The sequence below is a fragment of the Listeria grandensis FSL F6-0971 genome (assembly GCF_000525835.1).
Taxonomy (GTDB): domain Bacteria; phylum Bacillota; class Bacilli; order Lactobacillales; family Listeriaceae; genus Listeria_A; species Listeria_A grandensis.
The window spans coordinates 375,511-392,509 of the sequence record NZ_AODD01000002.1; the positions used below are offsets into that span (position 1 = coordinate 375,511).

At 39.6% G+C, this 16,999-nt stretch carries 14 protein-coding genes and 3 pseudogenes; all 17 read left to right on the top strand.

All coding sequences use genetic code 11. From position 1 onward, the window contains the following. Positions 1 to 35 precede the first annotated feature (35 nt). The 17 genes and pseudogenes from PGRAN_RS02520 (at position 36) to codY (ending at position 16,974) form a co-directional block, all read left to right on the top strand. Positions 36 to 473, top strand: coding sequence for a cyclic nucleotide-binding domain-containing protein (locus PGRAN_RS02520; protein WP_036064800.1), 438 nt, complete (start codon positions 36 to 38; stop codon positions 471 to 473). A gap of 764 nt (positions 474 to 1,237) precedes the next feature. Continuing rightward, positions 1,238 to 2,188, top strand: a complete 951-nt coding sequence (locus PGRAN_RS02525) for a hypothetical protein (protein WP_036064802.1) — start codon at positions 1,238 to 1,240, stop codon at positions 2,186 to 2,188. Positions 2,189 to 2,306: 118 nt separating this feature from the next. After that, entirely contained in the window at positions 2,307 to 3,608 is a 1,302-nt protein-coding gene (tig, locus tag PGRAN_RS02530; RefSeq protein ID WP_036064804.1) for a trigger factor, read from the top strand. 250 nt (positions 3,609 to 3,858) lie between these two features. Continuing rightward, positions 3,859 to 5,118 carry an ATP-dependent protease ATP-binding subunit ClpX gene (gene clpX / locus PGRAN_RS02535; RefSeq protein WP_036064807.1) on the top strand — a complete coding sequence of 420 codons (1,260 nt, stop codon included), beginning with the start codon at positions 3,859 to 3,861 and terminating at the stop codon, positions 5,116 to 5,118. Positions 5,119 to 5,322: 204 nt separating this feature from the next. Then, positions 5,323 to 5,922, top strand: a complete 600-nt coding sequence (gene lepB / locus PGRAN_RS02540; RefSeq protein WP_051998394.1) for a signal peptidase I — start codon at positions 5,323 to 5,325, stop codon at positions 5,920 to 5,922. 147 nt (positions 5,923 to 6,069) lie between these two features. Further along, positions 6,070 to 6,609 carry a type I signal peptidase SipZ gene (sipZ, locus tag PGRAN_RS02545; RefSeq protein ID WP_036064808.1) on the top strand — a complete coding sequence of 180 codons (540 nt, stop codon included), beginning with the start codon at positions 6,070 to 6,072 and terminating at the stop codon, positions 6,607 to 6,609. Positions 6,610 to 6,621: 12 nt separating this feature from the next. Beyond that, complete coding sequence (gene ylqF / locus PGRAN_RS02550; protein ID WP_036064809.1) at positions 6,622 to 7,515, top strand: ribosome biogenesis GTPase YlqF; 894 nt, start codon at positions 6,622 to 6,624, stop codon at positions 7,513 to 7,515. After that, positions 7,490 to 8,269: a ribonuclease HII gene (locus PGRAN_RS02555; RefSeq protein WP_036064810.1), complete on the top strand. Its 780-nt coding sequence runs from the start codon at positions 7,490 to 7,492 to the stop codon at positions 8,267 to 8,269. Before ylqF ends, PGRAN_RS02555 begins: the two co-directional genes overlap by 26 nt. A 148-nt stretch (positions 8,270 to 8,417) precedes the next feature. Continuing rightward, positions 8,418 to 9,278 carry a DNA-processing protein DprA gene (dprA, locus tag PGRAN_RS02560; RefSeq protein WP_036064811.1) on the top strand — a complete coding sequence of 287 codons (861 nt, stop codon included), beginning with the start codon at positions 8,418 to 8,420 and terminating at the stop codon, positions 9,276 to 9,278. A gap of 279 nt (positions 9,279 to 9,557) precedes the next feature. Next, positions 9,558 to 10,865, top strand: a pseudogene (topA, locus tag PGRAN_RS17455) (type I DNA topoisomerase); the annotation flags it as partial. Further along, positions 10,813 to 11,139: pseudogene (locus PGRAN_RS17460) on the top strand (DNA topoisomerase); the annotation flags it as partial. The pseudogenes topA and PGRAN_RS17460, both read left to right, overlap by 53 nt. Positions 11,140 to 11,142: 3 nt before the next feature. Next, positions 11,143 to 11,637, top strand: a complete 495-nt coding sequence (locus PGRAN_RS17465; protein ID WP_277619701.1) for a DNA topoisomerase family protein — start codon at positions 11,143 to 11,145, stop codon at positions 11,635 to 11,637. Positions 11,638 to 11,725: 88 nt separating this feature from the next. Further along, positions 11,726 to 13,030, top strand: a complete 1,305-nt coding sequence (trmFO, locus tag PGRAN_RS02570; protein ID WP_036064813.1) for an FADH(2)-oxidizing methylenetetrahydrofolate--tRNA-(uracil(54)-C(5))-methyltransferase TrmFO — start codon at positions 11,726 to 11,728, stop codon at positions 13,028 to 13,030. Positions 13,031 to 13,284: 254 nt separating this feature from the next. After that, positions 13,285 to 14,190 carry a tyrosine recombinase XerC gene (gene xerC, locus PGRAN_RS02575; RefSeq protein ID WP_077914558.1) on the top strand — a complete coding sequence of 302 codons (906 nt, stop codon included), beginning with the start codon at positions 13,285 to 13,287 and terminating at the stop codon, positions 14,188 to 14,190. Between the two features lie 27 nt (positions 14,191 to 14,217). Continuing rightward, entirely contained in the window at positions 14,218 to 14,745 is a 528-nt protein-coding gene (gene hslV, locus PGRAN_RS02580) for an HslVU peptidase proteolytic subunit (RefSeq protein ID WP_149023955.1), read from the top strand. Further along, positions 14,739 to 16,162, top strand: a pseudogene (hslU, locus tag PGRAN_RS02585) (ATP-dependent protease ATPase subunit HslU). The gene hslV and the pseudogene hslU overlap by 7 nt, the downstream one beginning before the upstream one ends. A 20-nt stretch (positions 16,163 to 16,182) precedes the next feature. Next, complete coding sequence (codY, locus tag PGRAN_RS02590; RefSeq protein WP_036064817.1) at positions 16,183 to 16,974, top strand: GTP-sensing pleiotropic transcriptional regulator CodY; 792 nt, start codon at positions 16,183 to 16,185, stop codon at positions 16,972 to 16,974. The last annotated feature ends 25 nt before the right edge of the window (positions 16,975 to 16,999 follow it).

The following is a 16,999-nucleotide window of genomic DNA, read 5'->3' on the forward strand; positions in this document are numbered from 1 at the left end:
GAAGAATCAATAAAACAAATACAGAGGTGAAAAATATGTATTCAGGAGAATCTTTTCCAAATTTCAAAAAAAGAATAGATACACTAAAGCTTTTGAAGGCTGACGTAGATTTCGGGGAATTTTGTTATGAAAAACGAATTAAAAAGGGCGAGGTATTGACGCAGAAAATAATAGGTGATAACCTTTTTGCAATAGAGTCTGGTGTAGTGAAATTTGGCTATATGAAGGAACAAGAAGTTGTTTTTCAGCATTTTTTAGAGCCGATGGAATTCGTAATACTTCCGGAGTACTCAGAAGAACTACCAGCAGAATGTCATTATCAAGCTGTAACCGATATTGTTGGTTGGGAAATTGATTTTCTATTCTTTCAGCGTGCTCTAACTAAAGAAGACCCCCATAATTTAATATTAATGCAGCATTTTTTTGGTATACGCGTAGAAAGCTTTTCAGAGCGTCTATCCGTGCTAATTTAGATGCTACCCAACGTGTTTATTTCTGCTTGTATAGCCTAACGAGCAGCGGTTTCCATCCTTCTCCTAATTATATCGAATTACCGACGTTCACCAGCTATGACGTACTTGCTGACATGGCTAATGTCTCCAAAAGTTTGGTGTCTCTCGTTTGCAAGGCTTTGAGAGAAGACGGAATGTTGGTTTCGAGCCAAAAACCCTGGGCTATTATCGATGTAAAGAAATTTGTGATGTTGCTGGAGCAAGAGGAGATTCCAATAAACGCTGCAAAATAAAGAGTGTAAATTTGAGCCCCTATAGAAACCTATTTGGGTTGGAAAGGGGCTTTTTTATTTTGTCTATTTTTGATATAATACGTTTGTTCTCATCCCGTAAGCGACAGCTAACAATGAGACAATAAAAAACACTCATCGTGTGCTGATGAGTGTTTTTTTCTGTATTTTTGATAAATACAGTTCTGGTTATTCTAATTTAGAAAAAGGGATGGTGAGGTTAACCGCTGAAAAAGCAGCGATTTTAGCTGAAATTCTCCATTGCAAGCAAGAAGACTTTTTTAAATAAAACCCCGTCAAAACGTGACGATTCGTCACGTTTTTTGTGTGTTAAAGAAAATGATATCGCCTAAAAAGGTATTTTAGTGAAAAAAGAATATCAACTAGGCGCGAAATCGTGTAAAATAAAGGAGAATAGCGAGAAACGCTACCCATCCAACAAATATATGGAGAGTTATAAAAAAATGGGATCTATTCTGTGAGGAGTTTTGAATTATGAAAGAGTCAGAAATTATTTTTCCTACAATTGTAGAGATGTTTTTAAAAGAAGGAACAGTTGTACTTGGTGACGACGAGGCGCAAGCCGTACAGAAATTTCTTGAGCAAGCTTACAGCGGTCAGCCTTGCAATGAACAAATAGTGTATGCCTTGATTAAATTCTACAATGCCCAGCAGGAGTTTGGCAATGCTAAAGAAGTTGGTCAGGCCTTTTTGATGATGGATGGGTATAACAAAGCGATACTGGGTGAGCTCTCAGCAACGTTTTTATCGCTCAACGAAATGGATACGTATTTTAGTCTAGTAAAACAACACTTGGAGAAAGAATCTCAGCTGGATGATCTGGAAATCAATGATGTGGCCGAGAGCAATGTCATTCTGTTTCCTAAAAAAATTAAGCCAAGACGGAATATCGCGAATTTTTTAGAGTGGGGGACGCCGGAGCAATTAGAATTTTTGCAACAAGCTCGTTTTCATGATATTGAGCCATATTTTGAACCGTTTGCCGTGTTTTTGAAGGATGCGACAACCTCTCCGTTTGTGAAGTCGATGATTTTTGAGCTTTTGCAAGAAAAGAAGGTGAATGTAGTATTTCTCGTGAAGAAATTAGGGTTGGAAGAAAGCTTTAACCCGAGTAAAGTGCCGCTTTTAAGTCGCAACACGTTTATGGAGGAATTAATGGAGAAGTTAACGAAGCGTTGGGAGCATACGAATCCAAGCCTTTTGGAGCAAGTACTAGTTATTGTTCAACAGCATTTATTTATTATGTATCCTTTTCAGTTCCCATCGACAGATACAGACCTCTGGAGCGAAGCTTATAGCCAGTGGTTGCTACAACTGTATGGTGAGAGTCAGCAAGATGACGCGGCAATAAATCAGGAGGAGTTAATAGAAGCGACACGATTTATTGAGAGGATGGAACAAGCACAGCAAAATTATCTGTTGTAACTAGAGGATTGTAGTTTTCAAGTAGATAAGTTTTATGTTATTATATATGAGTGTGACTGAAATAAGGATTGAGTAATCAAGACTATTAACCAGTAAATAGATGTATGGAGGGAATACCATGTCAGTGAAATGGGAAAAAAAAGAAGGTAATGTTGGTACATTAACTTTCGAAATCAATCAAGATCAAATTAAAACAGGAATGGACAAAGCGTTCCAAAAAGTTCGTAAAAATTTAAACGTACCAGGTTTCCGTAAAGGGAAAGTGCCACGTCAAATTTTTAACCAACGTTTTGGAGAAGAGGCTTTGTACCAAGATGCTTTGGATATCTTGTTACCAGAAGTTTATGCAGCTGCAATTGAAGAATCTGGAATTGATCCAGTGGACAACCCACAAATTAATGTAGAGTCTATGGAAAAAGATGCAGTTTGGGTACTAACAGCAGAAGTGACTGTGAAACCTGAAGTGAAATTAGGCGACTATAAAGGTGTGGAAGTAGAAGCGCGTGATTCGAAATTAACAGACGAAGAAGTGGATGCTGAGCTTAAGAGCATGCAAGAACGTCAAGCAGAATTAGTTGTTCGTGAAGATGCTCCAGCTGAGGATGGCGATACAGTTATCCTTGATTTTGAAGGATTTAAAGACGGTGTTGCTTTTGAAGGCGGTCAAGCAGACAATCATTCATTAGAACTTGGATCAGGTTCATTTATCCCAGGTTTTGAAGAACAAGTGGTTGGCTTGAAAGCTGGCGACGAAAAAGATATCGAATTAACATTCCCAGAAGAATATCATGCGGAAGATCTTGCAGGACAAGCAGTTGTCTTCAAAATCAAAGTGCATGAAGTAAAAGCAAAAGAGGTTCCAGAACTTGATGATGAGCTTGCAAAAGACATCGACGAAGAAGTGGAAAACCTTGCTGAATTGAAAGAAAAAGTAACAAAACGTTTACAAGAAGCGAAAGAAGATAGCGTTGTGCAAGCGAAGCAAAATGATGCGATTGCTAAAGCGGTAGAAAATGCAGAAGTGGAAATTCCACATGCGATGGTGCACCACGAAGCAGACCACATGATGAACCATTTTGCGCAAGATTTACAAGCACAAGGGTTAACTCCTGAGCTATACTATCAATTCACTGGTCAAACAGAAGAAGCGATGCATGCACAAATGGAAACAGACGCTGAAAAACGCGTAAAAACAAACCTAGTTCTTGAAGCAATTGCTGAAGCTGAAGGTATTACACCAACAGAAGCAGATATTGAAGAAGAAGTAAAAACGCTTGCTGAGAAATACAGCATGGAAGTAGACGCAGTTCGTGCAGCATTAGGCGATATGAACGAATTGAAATCCGACCTTAAAATCCGTAAAGCGATCGATCTTTTAGTGGAAAACGCTAAAGAAGTCGAAGTAGAATCAGCGGAGTAATTTTAGGAAGAAAGCAATTCATTAGTATGTTTGAGGAGGAGGCATGAGTTTATGACTTGTGTGTCCTCCCTTTTTGTTGCTTTTTTTACGAAGCGACTTTAATTGAGTTAGGGTCTCAATATGCATTGGAGCAAAGTGTCAATGTTTCTTAATAGCATTTCTCACAAACTAGTGATATGATAAACAGACATAAGCTTGTTTTATAAGGCATAACGCTTATGAAAACACTTAATTAGAAGGGGTGAAAACCTTGTTCAAATTTAATGACGAAAAAGGATCTTTGAAATGTTCCTTTTGTGGTAAAACACAAGACCAAGTACGCAAACTAGTTGCAGGACCTGGCGTGTATATTTGCGACGAGTGTATCGAATTATGTAACGAAATTATTGAAGAAGAACTGAATGTGTCTGAATTTGTAGATTTTGGTGATGTGCCGAAACCTCATGAAATTCGCCGCATTTTAAGTGATTATGTGATCGGTCAAGACCGCGCGAAAAAAGCGTTGGCAGTTGCCGTTTATAATCACTATAAGCGTATTAACTCCAATGAGAAAGCAGACGATGCGGTGGAGCTTTCCAAGAGTAATATCTGCTTAATCGGACCGACTGGTAGTGGTAAAACATTGCTAGCACAGACGCTTGCAAGGTTGCTTAATGTTCCGTTTGCAATTGCAGATGCAACAAGTTTAACCGAAGCTGGATATGTCGGCGAAGATGTAGAAAATATTCTTCTAAAACTAATCCAAGCAGCTGATTTTGATGTGGAACGTGCCGAAAAAGGTATTATTTACATTGATGAAATTGATAAAGTTGCACGTAAATCAGAAAATCCGTCTATTACACGTGATGTATCTGGTGAAGGTGTGCAACAAGCCTTGCTGAAAATCTTAGAAGGAACGGTTGCAAGTGTTCCTCCACAAGGTGGACGTAAGCACCCACATCAAGAGTTCATCCAAATCGATACTGGAAATATATTGTTTATCGTTGGTGGAGCTTTTGATGGCGTAGAACAAATCGTCAAAAATCGTCTAGGCGAGAAAGTGATTGGTTTTGGAACAGAGAATGAACAATTAAAAGAAAACGAAACATATCTTTCTAAAGTTGTTCCCGAAGATCTACTGAAATTCGGTCTAATTCCAGAATTTATCGGTCGTTTACCGGTCATTGCAACACTTGAGCAGTTAGATGAAGAGACATTAATCTCGATTTTGACAGAACCAAAAAATGCACTTGTGAAACAATATCAAAAAATGTTAGAACTGGATGATGTGGAGCTTGAGTTTACACCAGAGGCTCTATCTGAGATTTCCAAAGAAGCGATTGCTCGTAAAACAGGGGCACGTGGACTTCGCTCAATTATTGAGCATATTATGCTGGAAGTTATGTTTGAAATTCCTTCCCGTGATGATATTAAGAAATGCATCATTACAAAAGAAGCTGTTACGGGCGATGCACAGCCACAATTACAACTGGAAGATGGCTCTGTCATCCCGATTAAAACATCAGCTTGATGGAATAAGAAAACGCTAAGTCCAGATTTAGGATTTAGCGTTTTTCTTTTTGGGAATCGGGTAAACAGTAATTAGGATATGGACTATTTATTAGAAATGGATTAGAATTACTACGGCGCAGTATATTTTGCTGTTTTTTGTAAAGCTATTCGTGCTATACTTTAATTTGTGTTTCGTAGTAATTGTAGAGAGGAACTTGAGAATATGGATAGTGAGACTAATGAGACTAAAAAAACTGGTCGTGGTAAAGGTAAGGCGATATGGGGATGGGTGCAAGTAATTCTTGTTGCTGTAATACTTTCCATGGCACTTCGCTATTTTGTGATTTCACCAGTTACAGTATTTGGGGATTCTATGTACCCGACGCTTCATGACGGAGAGCACTTATTTATTAATAAAGTAACAGGTCCTGATCGTTTTGATATTATTGTATTCCCAGCACCGGACGAGAAAGATACTGAGTATATCAAACGCGTGATCGGTTTGCCAGGCGATACGGTTGAGTATAAACAAGATCAATTGTATATCAATGGGAAAAAATACGATGAACCATACTTAGATGAGGAAAAGAAAGATTTAACGAATGGTTATTTAACGACATTAAACGATGGCGCACAAGGTAATCCTAATTTCTCCTTGGCTACGATTCCCGCTTGCGGAGGGGCAACAAAGGTTCCTGAGGGCAAGTTATTCGTTTTAGGGGACAATCGTCCAATAAGTAAAGATAGTCGCTATATCGGCTTTATCGACGAAGATAAAGTACTTGGTAAAGTGATCTCATTCGGAAAATCTTTGCAGAAGTAAATAAAGACCGCGAAAACTTGTTTTTTAAAAGAGAGTTTGTACATCATGTACAAGCTTTTTTTTTTGCGATTAGTGTATACTTAGAACTAGAAAAAATAAAAACAAAAGGGTGATACGTCTAACAAGAGATCTAGGGGAGATGGCATTTTGAACGAAAAGAATTTGAAATTATTATGGAGCTGGACATGGGCAATTGTGCTTGGACTTCTTTTAACGGTACTGATTCGTTTTTACTTTTTCGTGCCTGTGATGGTGGATGGTTCCTCAATGATGCCAACGCTACACGACGGAGACCGGGTGATTATTAATCGATTTGGAAATGTCGATCGCTTCGATGTGATCATTTTTAAAGATGAAGGTAGAGAGTACGTGAAGCGCGTCATTGGTGTTCCAGGAGACAAGATCGCTTACAAAAATGATGTCCTATATATCAATGGGAAAAAACAAGCAGAGCCTTATCTAGATGAGTATAAAAAGCAATTAGACAATAGTTTATTAACGGATGATTTTAGTACAGAGGACATGATTCCAGGTGGTGTGGTGCCTAAAGGAACGGTTTTTGTGTTAGGAGATAATCGCCGTGCAAGCAAGGATAGTCGCATTATGGGTCCTATTCCTGAGTCGAAAATACTTGGGACGACACCGATTTGTTACTGGCCTTTAGAGCATGCTAAGTTTATTCAATAAAAGGAGTTTATTATGACAATACAATGGTTTCCGGGTCATATGGCGAAGGCCCGTCGCGAAGTAACAGAGAAATTGAAGCTGGTAGACGTGATTTTTGAACTGGTGGATGCAAGAATTCCATATTCGTCGTCTAACCCAATGTTGGAAGAAATTATTCACCAGAAAAGGCGAGTAATTATACTCAATAAAGCCGATACAGCAGATGAAAAAGTAACGCAAGAATGGATTGATCATTTTGCGGAACGAGGTCTGCCAGCGGTTGCAGTAAATGCACAAGAAGGTAAAGGAATGCATAAAATTGAACGAGCAGCGGAAGCTTTGATGGCAGAAAAATTTGAGCGTCAGCGTAGTCGGGGCATGAAGCCAAGAGCTATTCGGGCCATGATCTTAGGTATTCCTAATGTTGGGAAATCTACTTTGATTAATAGGCTTGTGAAGAAAAATATTGCAAAAACGGGGAATAAACCAGGTGTAACGAAAGCGCAACAATGGATCAAAGTGGGGAAAACGTTGGAATTGCTTGATACTCCCGGCATTTTATGGCCTAAATTTGAAGATCAACGCGTTGGTTATAAATTAGCGCTTACTGGGGCGATAAAGGACGATCTTTTGCATATGGAAGAGGTTGCAGGCTTTGGTTTGCGTTTTTTAGAAGCACATTATCCAGAAAAGCTACATCACTGGTTGCAAATCGAGGTTTTGCCGGAAGAGACGACAGAAGTACTGGCGATGATTGCGGAGCGCCGAGGTATTTTTGACCGCTATCGTGATCCTGATTATTCACGGGCAGCAGAACTACTAGTACGTGAGATGCGTCAAGAAAAAATGGGACGCGTTTCTTTCGATTTTCCAAGCGATTTATTAGTGGAGGATGATGCAGATGGCGGAGAAAATAGCAGTCATTAAAGAACGATTGGCATCTGTCATTTCTGAGAACGATCCGTTTTTTCAAGCGTGTCTTTTAGATGAGCGAAAAGGTGTCGCGAACTTGATTACTTCTTTCAGGCGGACGCAAGCGAAACAAAAGGCGCTTTACGAACAATTGGAGATAATGAAATACTATGAAACAGAGGCGCGCGCTCGTGGTTTCGAACGAATAGCAGGCATTGATGAGGTGGGGCGCGGTCCGCTTGCTGGGCCCGTCGTTGCGGCTGCGGTTATATTGCCAGAAGATTTTGATGTGGTCGGTGTCAATGATTCCAAACAGCTGAATGAGGCAAAACGGGATCAATTATTTGATGCGATTATGGAAAATGCTATTGCTGTAGGAATAGGTATTAAATCCCATGAAGTAATTGATAAAGTTAATATTTATGAAGCCACGAAGTTAGCGATGGCAGAAGCTATCGACGCGCTTCCCGTTACGCCCGATTTTTGTTTGATTGATGCGATGCCGTTAAAATACTGTGAACATGAATTGTCCTTAATAAAAGGCGATAGTAAGAGTGTTTCTATAGCCGCGGCTTCGATTATTGCGAAAGTGACACGAGATAGAATGATGGTCAGTTTTGATATCGAATTTCCAGGGTATGGCTTTTCAAAAAATATGGGATATGGTACAAAAATTCATTTGGAGGGACTTCAAAAACAAGGTATTTGTCCAATTCATCGATTGAGTTTCGCGCCGGTGAAAAATATTTTTTTAGCTAATAAAAGCTAGTTCAAAAAGCAGAGAGAGCATGCAAAATTATCTTTTGAAAAGAAAGAGATGATTTTGCATGTTCGATTCTGTTTTTTTGCTATTTTTGACACAATTTACAAAATGGAGGTAGGCAGATAAAATGAGGTAAACGTGAAGGAGCAAATAAATGAAAAATTGGTTATTGCACATGAAATACTGTCCGTCCCTATCTGTGAAACAGCTAAGTAAGCTATGGCGTGAAATTCCAAAAGATCGTTTGAGAAGCTTGGCACCAAACGAGATAGCGGTATTTTTAGAGATGCCTGAGGAAAAGAGTGAACGATTTAAACAAGAGTTTTATCATTTTAACTTGGTAAGTACCATGAATGAGTTAGATAATCGTGAAATCCAGTTAGTATCTATTGAAGATGACTATTATCCGCAATTATTGCGTGAATTATATGATCCCCCTTTGTTACTATTTGCTAGAGGTGATCTAGAATTATTGGCGTGGGAAAAACTAGCTATTGTCGGGACTAGGAAAATGACAGAGTATGGCAAGCAGATACTACATCATTTGGTGGAGCCTCTATGTAAGGAATCCTTAGTCATTGTGAGTGGCTTGGCGACGGGAATTGATGCACAGGCTCACCGTGAAGCTCTCGAAGTAGGTGGCAAGACAATGGCGGTTATTGGTAGTGGTTTTTTCAATTTTTATCCGCGTGAAAATATGGAGCTTTTTGAAGTGATAATGAAGAGTGGTCTTGTTTTAAGTGAATATGCTCCCCATATGACGGCGCGGAAATGGCATTTTCCAGAGCGGAATCGAATTATTAGTGGTCTTTGTTTGGGTACGCTCATCATTCAAGCGGAGAAGAGAAGTGGTTCTTTGATCACGGCGGATGCAGCTCTTAATCAGAATCGGGAAGTGTTTGCGGTTCCAGGAGGGATTTTTGGGCTTAGCTCAGCAGGTACTAATAAATTAATTCAGGAAGGAGCAAAATTAGTGATGGACGCACAAGATATAATGGAAGAATTGCGTCAATAAGGATAAAATTCTACATTTTAAGTGATTAGACTTGCATTTCTCGCGTATTTGATATAAGTTGGCTAAAGAATCATCATTATTCCAAACATACAAAAGAACGAGCGGAATAAAAATGAATTGACAAATAGCACAACTAAGGATAACATTTACTACTGATTACAAATTATTTTTGTGATTAGAGTTGGAGACTATTTAAAATCGGAAGCTGATTGTCAGAAAATCTAGTATGACGCGCTCCGCTGTCTTAAATGCGTATCCCAAATTAGGGAGGAATTAACAATGGCTGATTATTTAGTAATAGTAGAGTCACCTGCAAAAGCTAAGACAATTGAGAAATACCTTGGTAAGAAGTATAAAGTAAAAGCCTCGATGGGACATCTTCGAGATTTACCAAAGAGTCAAATGGGTGTAGATACAGAAAACAATTTTGAACCCCGCTATATCACTATTCGTGGGAAAGGTCCCATTTTAAAAGAGCTAAAACAAGCTGCTAAAAAAGCTAAAAAAGTATATCTCGCAGCCGATCCAGATCGTGAGGGTGAAGCAATTGCTTGGCACCTTGCGACCAGTTTAGGATTAGATCAAACAGACGATTTACGTGTCGTTTTTAATGAAATTACAAAAGAAGCAGTGAAAGAATCATTCAAACATCCACGTAAGATTGATATGGACTTAGTAGATGCACAACAGGCTCGTCGTATCTTAGATCGATTAGTGGGATATAATATCAGTCCTATTCTATGGAAGAAAGTAAAAAAAGGGTTGAGTGCTGGACGCGTTCAATCAGTAGCACTGAAGCTCGTTATTGATCGGGAAAATGAAATCAAAGCCTTCATACCTGAAGAATATTGGACAATTGACGGCAATTTCAAAAAAGGCAAAAAAGAATTCCAAGCCAATTTTTACGGCATGAATGGCAAGAAGAAAAAATTATCAACGGTTGATGATGTGAAAGAAGTTATGTCAACGATCAAGGGCAAGCAATTTGAAGTTATAGATGTTGTTAAAAAGGAACGTTTACGCAATCCTGCAGCACCTTTTACAACTTCATCACTGCAACAAGAAGCTGCTCGTAAATTGAATTTCCGGACGCGTAAAACGATGATGTTAGCGCAACAATTGTATGAAGGAATTGCACTTGGACGCCAAGGGACGGTAGGTCTAATTACTTACATGCGTACAGACTCCACACGTATTTCGGATACAGCGATTCAAGAAGCTTCGGCTTTTATTACAGAGAATTACGGCAAGGAATTTGGGCGGACGCAAAAAAGAAATGACAAGAAAGCAAAAGGTTCACAAGATGCCCATGAAGCGATTCGTCCGACTAGTGCTATGCGCTCTCCACAAGAAGTAAAAGAATATCTTGGTCGCGACCAGTTACGATTGTATCGCCTGATCTGGGAACGTTTTATAGCAAGTCAAATGGCACCAGCAGTTTTGGATACAATGCGCGTAGACTTAGATAATAATGGCGTGATGTTCCGAGCAAATGGTTCTAAAATTAAGTTTGCTGGATTTATGAAAGTATACGTTGAAAGTAACGACGATAATAAAAGAAGAAAAAGAAAACATTTTACCGGATCTAAAAAAAGGCGACAAAGTAGAGTCACAATCGCTAGAACAGCGCCAACATTTCACGCAACCACCACCACGTTATACGGAGGCGAGATTAGTAAAAACGCTAGAAGAAATCGGTATTGGTCGCCCATCTACGTATTCTCCTACATTAGATACTATCCAGCGACGCAACTATGTTTCTTTAGATAATAAACGCTTTGTACCTACGGAGCTAGGTGAGATTGTTCATGAGTTAATTCGAGATTATTTCCCTGAAATATTAGATGTCCAGTTCACGGCAAACATGGAAGCAGAGCTCGATGAAGTAGAACATGGTGAAATACAATGGGTAAAGGTTATTGACCAATTCTACAAAGGGTTCGAGAAAAATGTAGAACGGGCAGATAAAGAAATGGAAAAAATTGAAATCAAAGATGAGCCCGCAGGAATAGATTGTGACCTGTGCGGCGCGCCAATGGTTTTTAAAATGGGTAAATACGGTAAGTTCTTAGCTTGCAGTCGTTTTCCTGATTGTCGAAACACAAAGCCGATCGTAAAAGAAATTGGTGTGACGTGCCCGAAATGTAACGAAGGGCAAGTTATTGAACGCAAGAGTAAGAAAAAACGGATATTTTATGGTTGTGATCGTTATCCAGCATGTGATTATGTATCTTGGGATAAACCGATCGCGCGTCCTTGTCCGAAATGTAATGAAAAAGCACTTGTAGAGAAGAAGCTCAAAAAAGGTGTGCAAATTCAATGTACACATTGTGACTATAAAGAACAGCCACAGCAATGATGCACGCATATCAAATTTAATAAAATAGCTAGGAACAATGGCAACGGCGATTATCGTGTGTTGCTATTGTTCTGAATTGGAGGATAAAATGGAGAAAAAAGTAAATGTAATCGGAGCTGGGCTTGCAGGTAGTGAGGCAGCTTGGCAACTCGCAAAACGTGGAATTAAAGTGGATTTATATGAAATGCGCCCAGTGAAGCAAACACCGGCGCATCATACAGATAAATTTGCAGAGTTAGTATGCAGTAATTCATTGCGCGCTAATACGATGACAAATGCGGTTGGCGTAATCAAGGAAGAGATGCGTTTGCTCGACTCTATCATCATCGAAGCAGCAGATAAAGCTTCTGTTCCGGCAGGTGGAGCATTAGCGGTCGATCGCCATGAATTTTCTGGATATGTCACCGAGAAAGTAAAAGGGCATCCGAATGTGACGGTACATCACGAAGAAATCACAGAAATTCCGGAAGGGCCAACTATTATTGCGACAGGTCCTTTGACGAGTGAAGCACTTGCTGAGAAGATTAAGGCGCTAACAGGAGAAGAGTACTTGTACTTCTATGATGCGGCGGCTCCAATTATTGAACAAGATAGTATCGATATGGATAAAGTTTATTTGAAATCAAGATATGATAAAGGAGAAGCGGCTTACTTAAATTGTCCCATGACAGAAGAAGAATTTAACGCTTTCTACGAGGCTTTAGTAACAGCTGAAACTGCTGAATTAAAAGAATTTGAAAAAGAAATTTTCTTTGAAGGTTGTATGCCTATAGAAGTTATGGCTAAGCGTGGTATCAAAACAATGTTATTTGGTCCAATGAAGCCAGTAGGCCTTGAGGATCCTAAGACAGGCAAGCGCCCATACGCGGTTTTACAATTACGCCAAGATGATGCAGCTGGAACGCTGTACAATATGGTTGGCTTCCAGACACATTTAAAATGGGGCGATCAAAAGCGAGTTTTCCAAATGATTCCTGGTCTAGAAAACGCTGAAATTGTTCGTTTCGGTGTGATGCATCGGAACACATTCATTAACTCACCGAAAGTATTGCTACCAACATACCAGCTAAAGGCTCGACCAGATCTGTTTTTTGCTGGACAAATGACAGGTGTTGAGGGGTATGTGGAGTCTGCAGCAAGTGGTTTAGCGGCTGGGATCAATGCTGCACGTCTAGTTCTTGGTGAAGATTTGCTTGTGTTCCCACCAGAAACAGCGATCGGTAGTATGGCATATTATATTACAAACACTAACACGAAAACATTCCAACCGATGAATGTGAATTTTGGGCTATTCCCAGATTTACCATCGAAAATTCGTAATAAGCAAGAACGAAATGAGCAACATGCTAACCGAGCTATTGCAGCTGTAAAAGAAGTTATTCCTACCATTTAGGACTCAACGTGGTACGGCTTTATCAAATAAATAATAAAGCCGTATTGTCTTGTTTTTATTTTAGAGGGAAAATATTACTGATATAATATAAACAAATTGGAAAAATGGAGATTTTTAGAAATCGCATGAGAGTGCCTTTCATCCTTTAATTTACACTTTATCGGTTCAATTCGAAAGGTTGCGAAAAATGTATAAAATTATTGCAACATCACACCATGTGTGTTACGATGGACTTGTTTGAGAGGTGTGTGCATATGATGGCTGGACGAAATTGGGAACAAGAGTTTAGCAATTACCTAAGCATTGAGCGCAATTATTCAGAACATACTAATATTAATTATCTCCATGATATTCGGGAGTTTCATTCGTTCATGTTGGAGGAAGCGATTCATGCCTTTGCGGATGTGAGTTATATGGATGTTAGGCTATATCTTACGCATTTACGCAAACAGGAATTTGCCCGCACAACAGTAGCACGGAAAATTTCAAGTTTGCGCAGTTTTTATGCCTTTCTACTGAGAGAAAAAGTTATAAATGAGAACCCATTTGCTTTTATATCGCATTCTAAGAAGCAGTTGCGTTTGCCGAAATTTTTCTACTCACAGGAGATGGAAGCATTATTCGATGTTGTATATGCGAATAATGATCCGCTTACTTTACGAGATCGGGCCTTGCTAGAGCTGTTATATGCTACTGGTATCCGAGTGAGTGAATGCGCAGGAATTCTATTGTCTGATATTGATCAAACCTATCAAGCAATTTTAATAAAGGGAAAAGGGAACAAGGAAAGATATGTTCCGTTTGGTGTTTTTGCGTTGGACGCTGTGAATGATTATACAAATGGCGGACGAGATCTGCTAATGGAGCACCACCAAAAGACGCATCAGAGTTTGCTTATTAATCATTATGGTGATCCACTGACAGCAAGAGGAATTCGCTATTGTTTGAATAAGGTGATTGAGAAAGCTTCGCTGACTCGGAAAATTCATCCCCATATGTTGCGACACACGTTTGCTACAGACTTGTTAAATAACGGCGCTGATATGCGAACTGTTCAAGAACTATTGGGACATGCGAGCCTTTCCTCAACACAAATATACACGCATGTGACAAAAGAACATTTGAAAGAAACGTATATGAAACATCATCCAAGAGCTTAATTTTTGAGAATGGAGGCGTATCAAAAAATGACTACGATATTTGCAATCCGTCATAATGGACAGTCTGCGATGGCTGGAGATGGGCAAGTAACATTAGGAAATTCTGTCGTGATGAAACATACTGCTAAGAAAGTGAGACGTCTTTTTCATGATAAAGTAGTCGCCGGCTTTGCAGGTTCGGTTGCGGATGCTTTTACGCTTTTTGAGAAGTTTGAGGGAAAGCTAAATGAGTATAATGGTAACCTGGAGCGCGCGGCGGTAGAACTAGCGAAGCAGTGGCGTAGCGACAATGTTTTACGCAAACTTGAGGCGATGCTAATTGTTATGAATGACGAAAAATTATTATTAGTATCTGGAACAGGTGAGGTCATTGAGCCTGACGATGGCATTCTAGCAATCGGTTCTGGAGGGAATTATGCGCTCGCCGCAGGACGTGCGATGGTTCGCTTCGATGGTGATCGATTGGAAGCCAAGGAGATTGCTCGGAATGCGCTGGATATTGCTTCGGAAATTTGTGTTTTCACGAATGATAATATTATTGTAGAACAATTGTAGAGGAGGGACTCGATTTGTCAAATGTCAATTTAACACCTCGCCAAATCGTAGAGAAACTGGATCAATATATCATTGGGCAAACAGGTGCTAAAAAATCGGTAGCTGTAGCCTCCGAAATCGTTATCGCCGTTCGTTGATGGCGGATGAAATACGTGATGAGGTCATTCCTAAAAACATTTTGATGATTGGCCCAACTGGTGTCGGAAAAACAGAGATTGCGCGCCGTATTGCTAAAATTGTTCGGGCGCCATTTTCTAAAGTGGAAGCGACAAAATTTACAGAAGTTGGTTATGTTGGCCGAGATGTTGAATCGATGGTTCGCGACCTTGTCGAGGTTTCTGTTCGTCTTGTGAAGGATGAAAAAATGCAACTTGTTCGCGTGAAAGCAGAGGAAAATGCGGAAAAACGCTTAGTAAAACTGCTTGCTCCTAATAAGAAAAAGCAGAAACAATCCTCGCAAAATCCACTAGAAATGCTATTCGGCGGTGGTGGAAATCAGCAACAGGAAGAAGAAGTGGAGCCAGAAGATGACACTGTACGCTCAAAACGTAACCAAATCGAGTGGCAGTTAAAAAATGGTGATCTGGACAATGACTACGTTACGGTCGAAGTGAAAGAGCAACAAAGTCCAATGGCAGATATGTTTCGTGGCACTGGGATGGATCAAATGGGCAGTATGCAAGATGCTTTTTCAGGCCTTTTTCCGTCCAAAATGAAGAAGCGAAAAGTAACAGTCAAAGAAGCGCGCAAAATTCTTTTTGAAGATGAAGCATCGAAGTTGATTGATCAAGACGAAGTCGCGTCAGAAGCAATATTGCGCGCGGAACAAATGGGTATCATTTTTATTGATGAGATTGATAAGATTGCCAGTGGTGGACAAGGCGGGGGAAATGCGCAAGTATCGCGTGAAGGTGTACAACGAGATATCTTGCCGATTGTGGAAGGCTCACAAATCGCGACGAAATATGGTACGGTGAACACAGAATATATTCTGTTCATTGCGGCGGGGGCATTTCATATGTCTAAGCCATCGGATCTTATTCCAGAATTACAAGGGCGTTTTCCAATCAGGATTGAGCTAGATAAATTATCCCAAGAAGATTTCGTTAAAATTTTAACGGAGCCAGATAATGCGCTGATTAAACAATATAAAGCGCTACTTAAGACAGAAGATATTGAACTTATTTTTACGAAGGAAGCTGTAGAGCGATTGGCTGAAATCGCCTTTCATGTCAACCAAGAAACGGACAATATCGGTGCCAGAAGATTGCATACAATTTTGGAGAAATTATTAGAAGACTTGCTTTTTGAAGCGCCAGAGATTACACTAGAAGCTGTCACGGTAACAGAAAGTTATGTGAACGACAAATTAGCCACGATTATGATGGATAAAGATTTAACGCAATTCATTTTATAAAAATTTTAGGAGGACTAATAATGAACTTATTAGCAAAAACAAGAAAAATTAATGCCATGTTACAAAATGCAGCAGGTAAAACGGTTAACTTTAAAGAAATGGCGGATACATTAGCGGATGTTATCGAAGCAAACACATATGTCGTGAGTCGTAAAGGGAAACTTTTAGGTTATTCTGAAGTTTTACCAATCGAAAATGCACGTATGAAACAAATGTTAGTAGAACGTCAATTCCCAGAAGAGTATACGAACAGTCTTTTCAATGTAAATGAAACGTCTTCTAACTTGGAGGTTTCTAGCCAATACACAGCTTTCCCAATTGAAAATAGCGATCTCTTTGTCAAAGGTTTAACGACGATTGTTCCTATTGTTGGTGGTGGGGAACGTCTTGGTACATTGATTCTTTCTCGTCTAGAAAATGATTTCACAGATGACGATTTGTTGCTTGCCGAGTATGGCGGAACAGTTGTTGGGATGGAAATTTTACATGAGAAAGCAGAGGAAATTGAAGAGGAAGCGCGTAGTCGTGCTGTTGTTCAAATGGCTATCAGCTCACTTTCATATAGTGAACTTGAAGCGATTGAGCATATTTTCGATGAGCTAAATGGTAAAGAAGGCTTGCTTGTTGCTTCTAAAATTGCTGACCGTGTAGGTATTACTCGTTCAGTTATTGTGAATGCCTTGCGTAAACTTGAAAGTGCTGGCGTTATCGACTCACGTTCCCTAGGAATGAAAGGTACATTTATCCGTGTCTTAAATGACAAGTTCCTGGTAGAATTAGAAAAATTTAAAAAACCATTGATTCGAAACTAGTTTTAGAGACTTCCGCGATTTTTCT

What these genes read in the sequence shown, in the direction of transcription:
- PGRAN_RS02520 (WP_036064800.1), top strand. Translation starts at nt 36, where the DNA reads ATGTATTCAGGAGAATCTTTTCCAAATTTCAAAAAAAGAATAGATACA.
- PGRAN_RS02525 (WP_036064802.1), top strand. Translation starts at nt 1,238, where the DNA reads ATGAAAGAGTCAGAAATTATTTTTCCTACAATTGTAGAGATGTTTTTA.
- tig (WP_036064804.1), top strand. Translation starts at nt 2,307, where the DNA reads ATGTCAGTGAAATGGGAAAAAAAAGAAGGTAATGTTGGTACATTAACT.
- lepB (WP_051998394.1), top strand. Translation starts at nt 5,323, where the DNA reads ATGGATAGTGAGACTAATGAGACTAAAAAAACTGGTCGTGGTAAAGGT.
- ylqF (WP_036064809.1), top strand. Translation starts at nt 6,622, where the DNA reads ATGACAATACAATGGTTTCCGGGTCATATGGCGAAGGCCCGTCGCGAA.
- PGRAN_RS02555 (WP_036064810.1), top strand. Translation starts at nt 7,490, where the DNA reads ATGGCGGAGAAAATAGCAGTCATTAAAGAACGATTGGCATCTGTCATT.
- dprA (WP_036064811.1), top strand. Translation starts at nt 8,418, where the DNA reads ATGAAAAATTGGTTATTGCACATGAAATACTGTCCGTCCCTATCTGTG.
- PGRAN_RS17465 (WP_277619701.1), top strand. Translation starts at nt 11,143, where the DNA reads ATGGAAGCAGAGCTCGATGAAGTAGAACATGGTGAAATACAATGGGTA.
- trmFO (WP_036064813.1), top strand. Translation starts at nt 11,726, where the DNA reads ATGGAGAAAAAAGTAAATGTAATCGGAGCTGGGCTTGCAGGTAGTGAG.
- xerC (WP_077914558.1), top strand. Translation starts at nt 13,285, where the DNA reads ATGATGGCTGGACGAAATTGGGAACAAGAGTTTAGCAATTACCTAAGC.
- hslV (WP_149023955.1), top strand. Translation starts at nt 14,218, where the DNA reads ATGACTACGATATTTGCAATCCGTCATAATGGACAGTCTGCGATGGCT.
- codY (WP_036064817.1), top strand. Translation starts at nt 16,183, where the DNA reads ATGAACTTATTAGCAAAAACAAGAAAAATTAATGCCATGTTACAAAAT.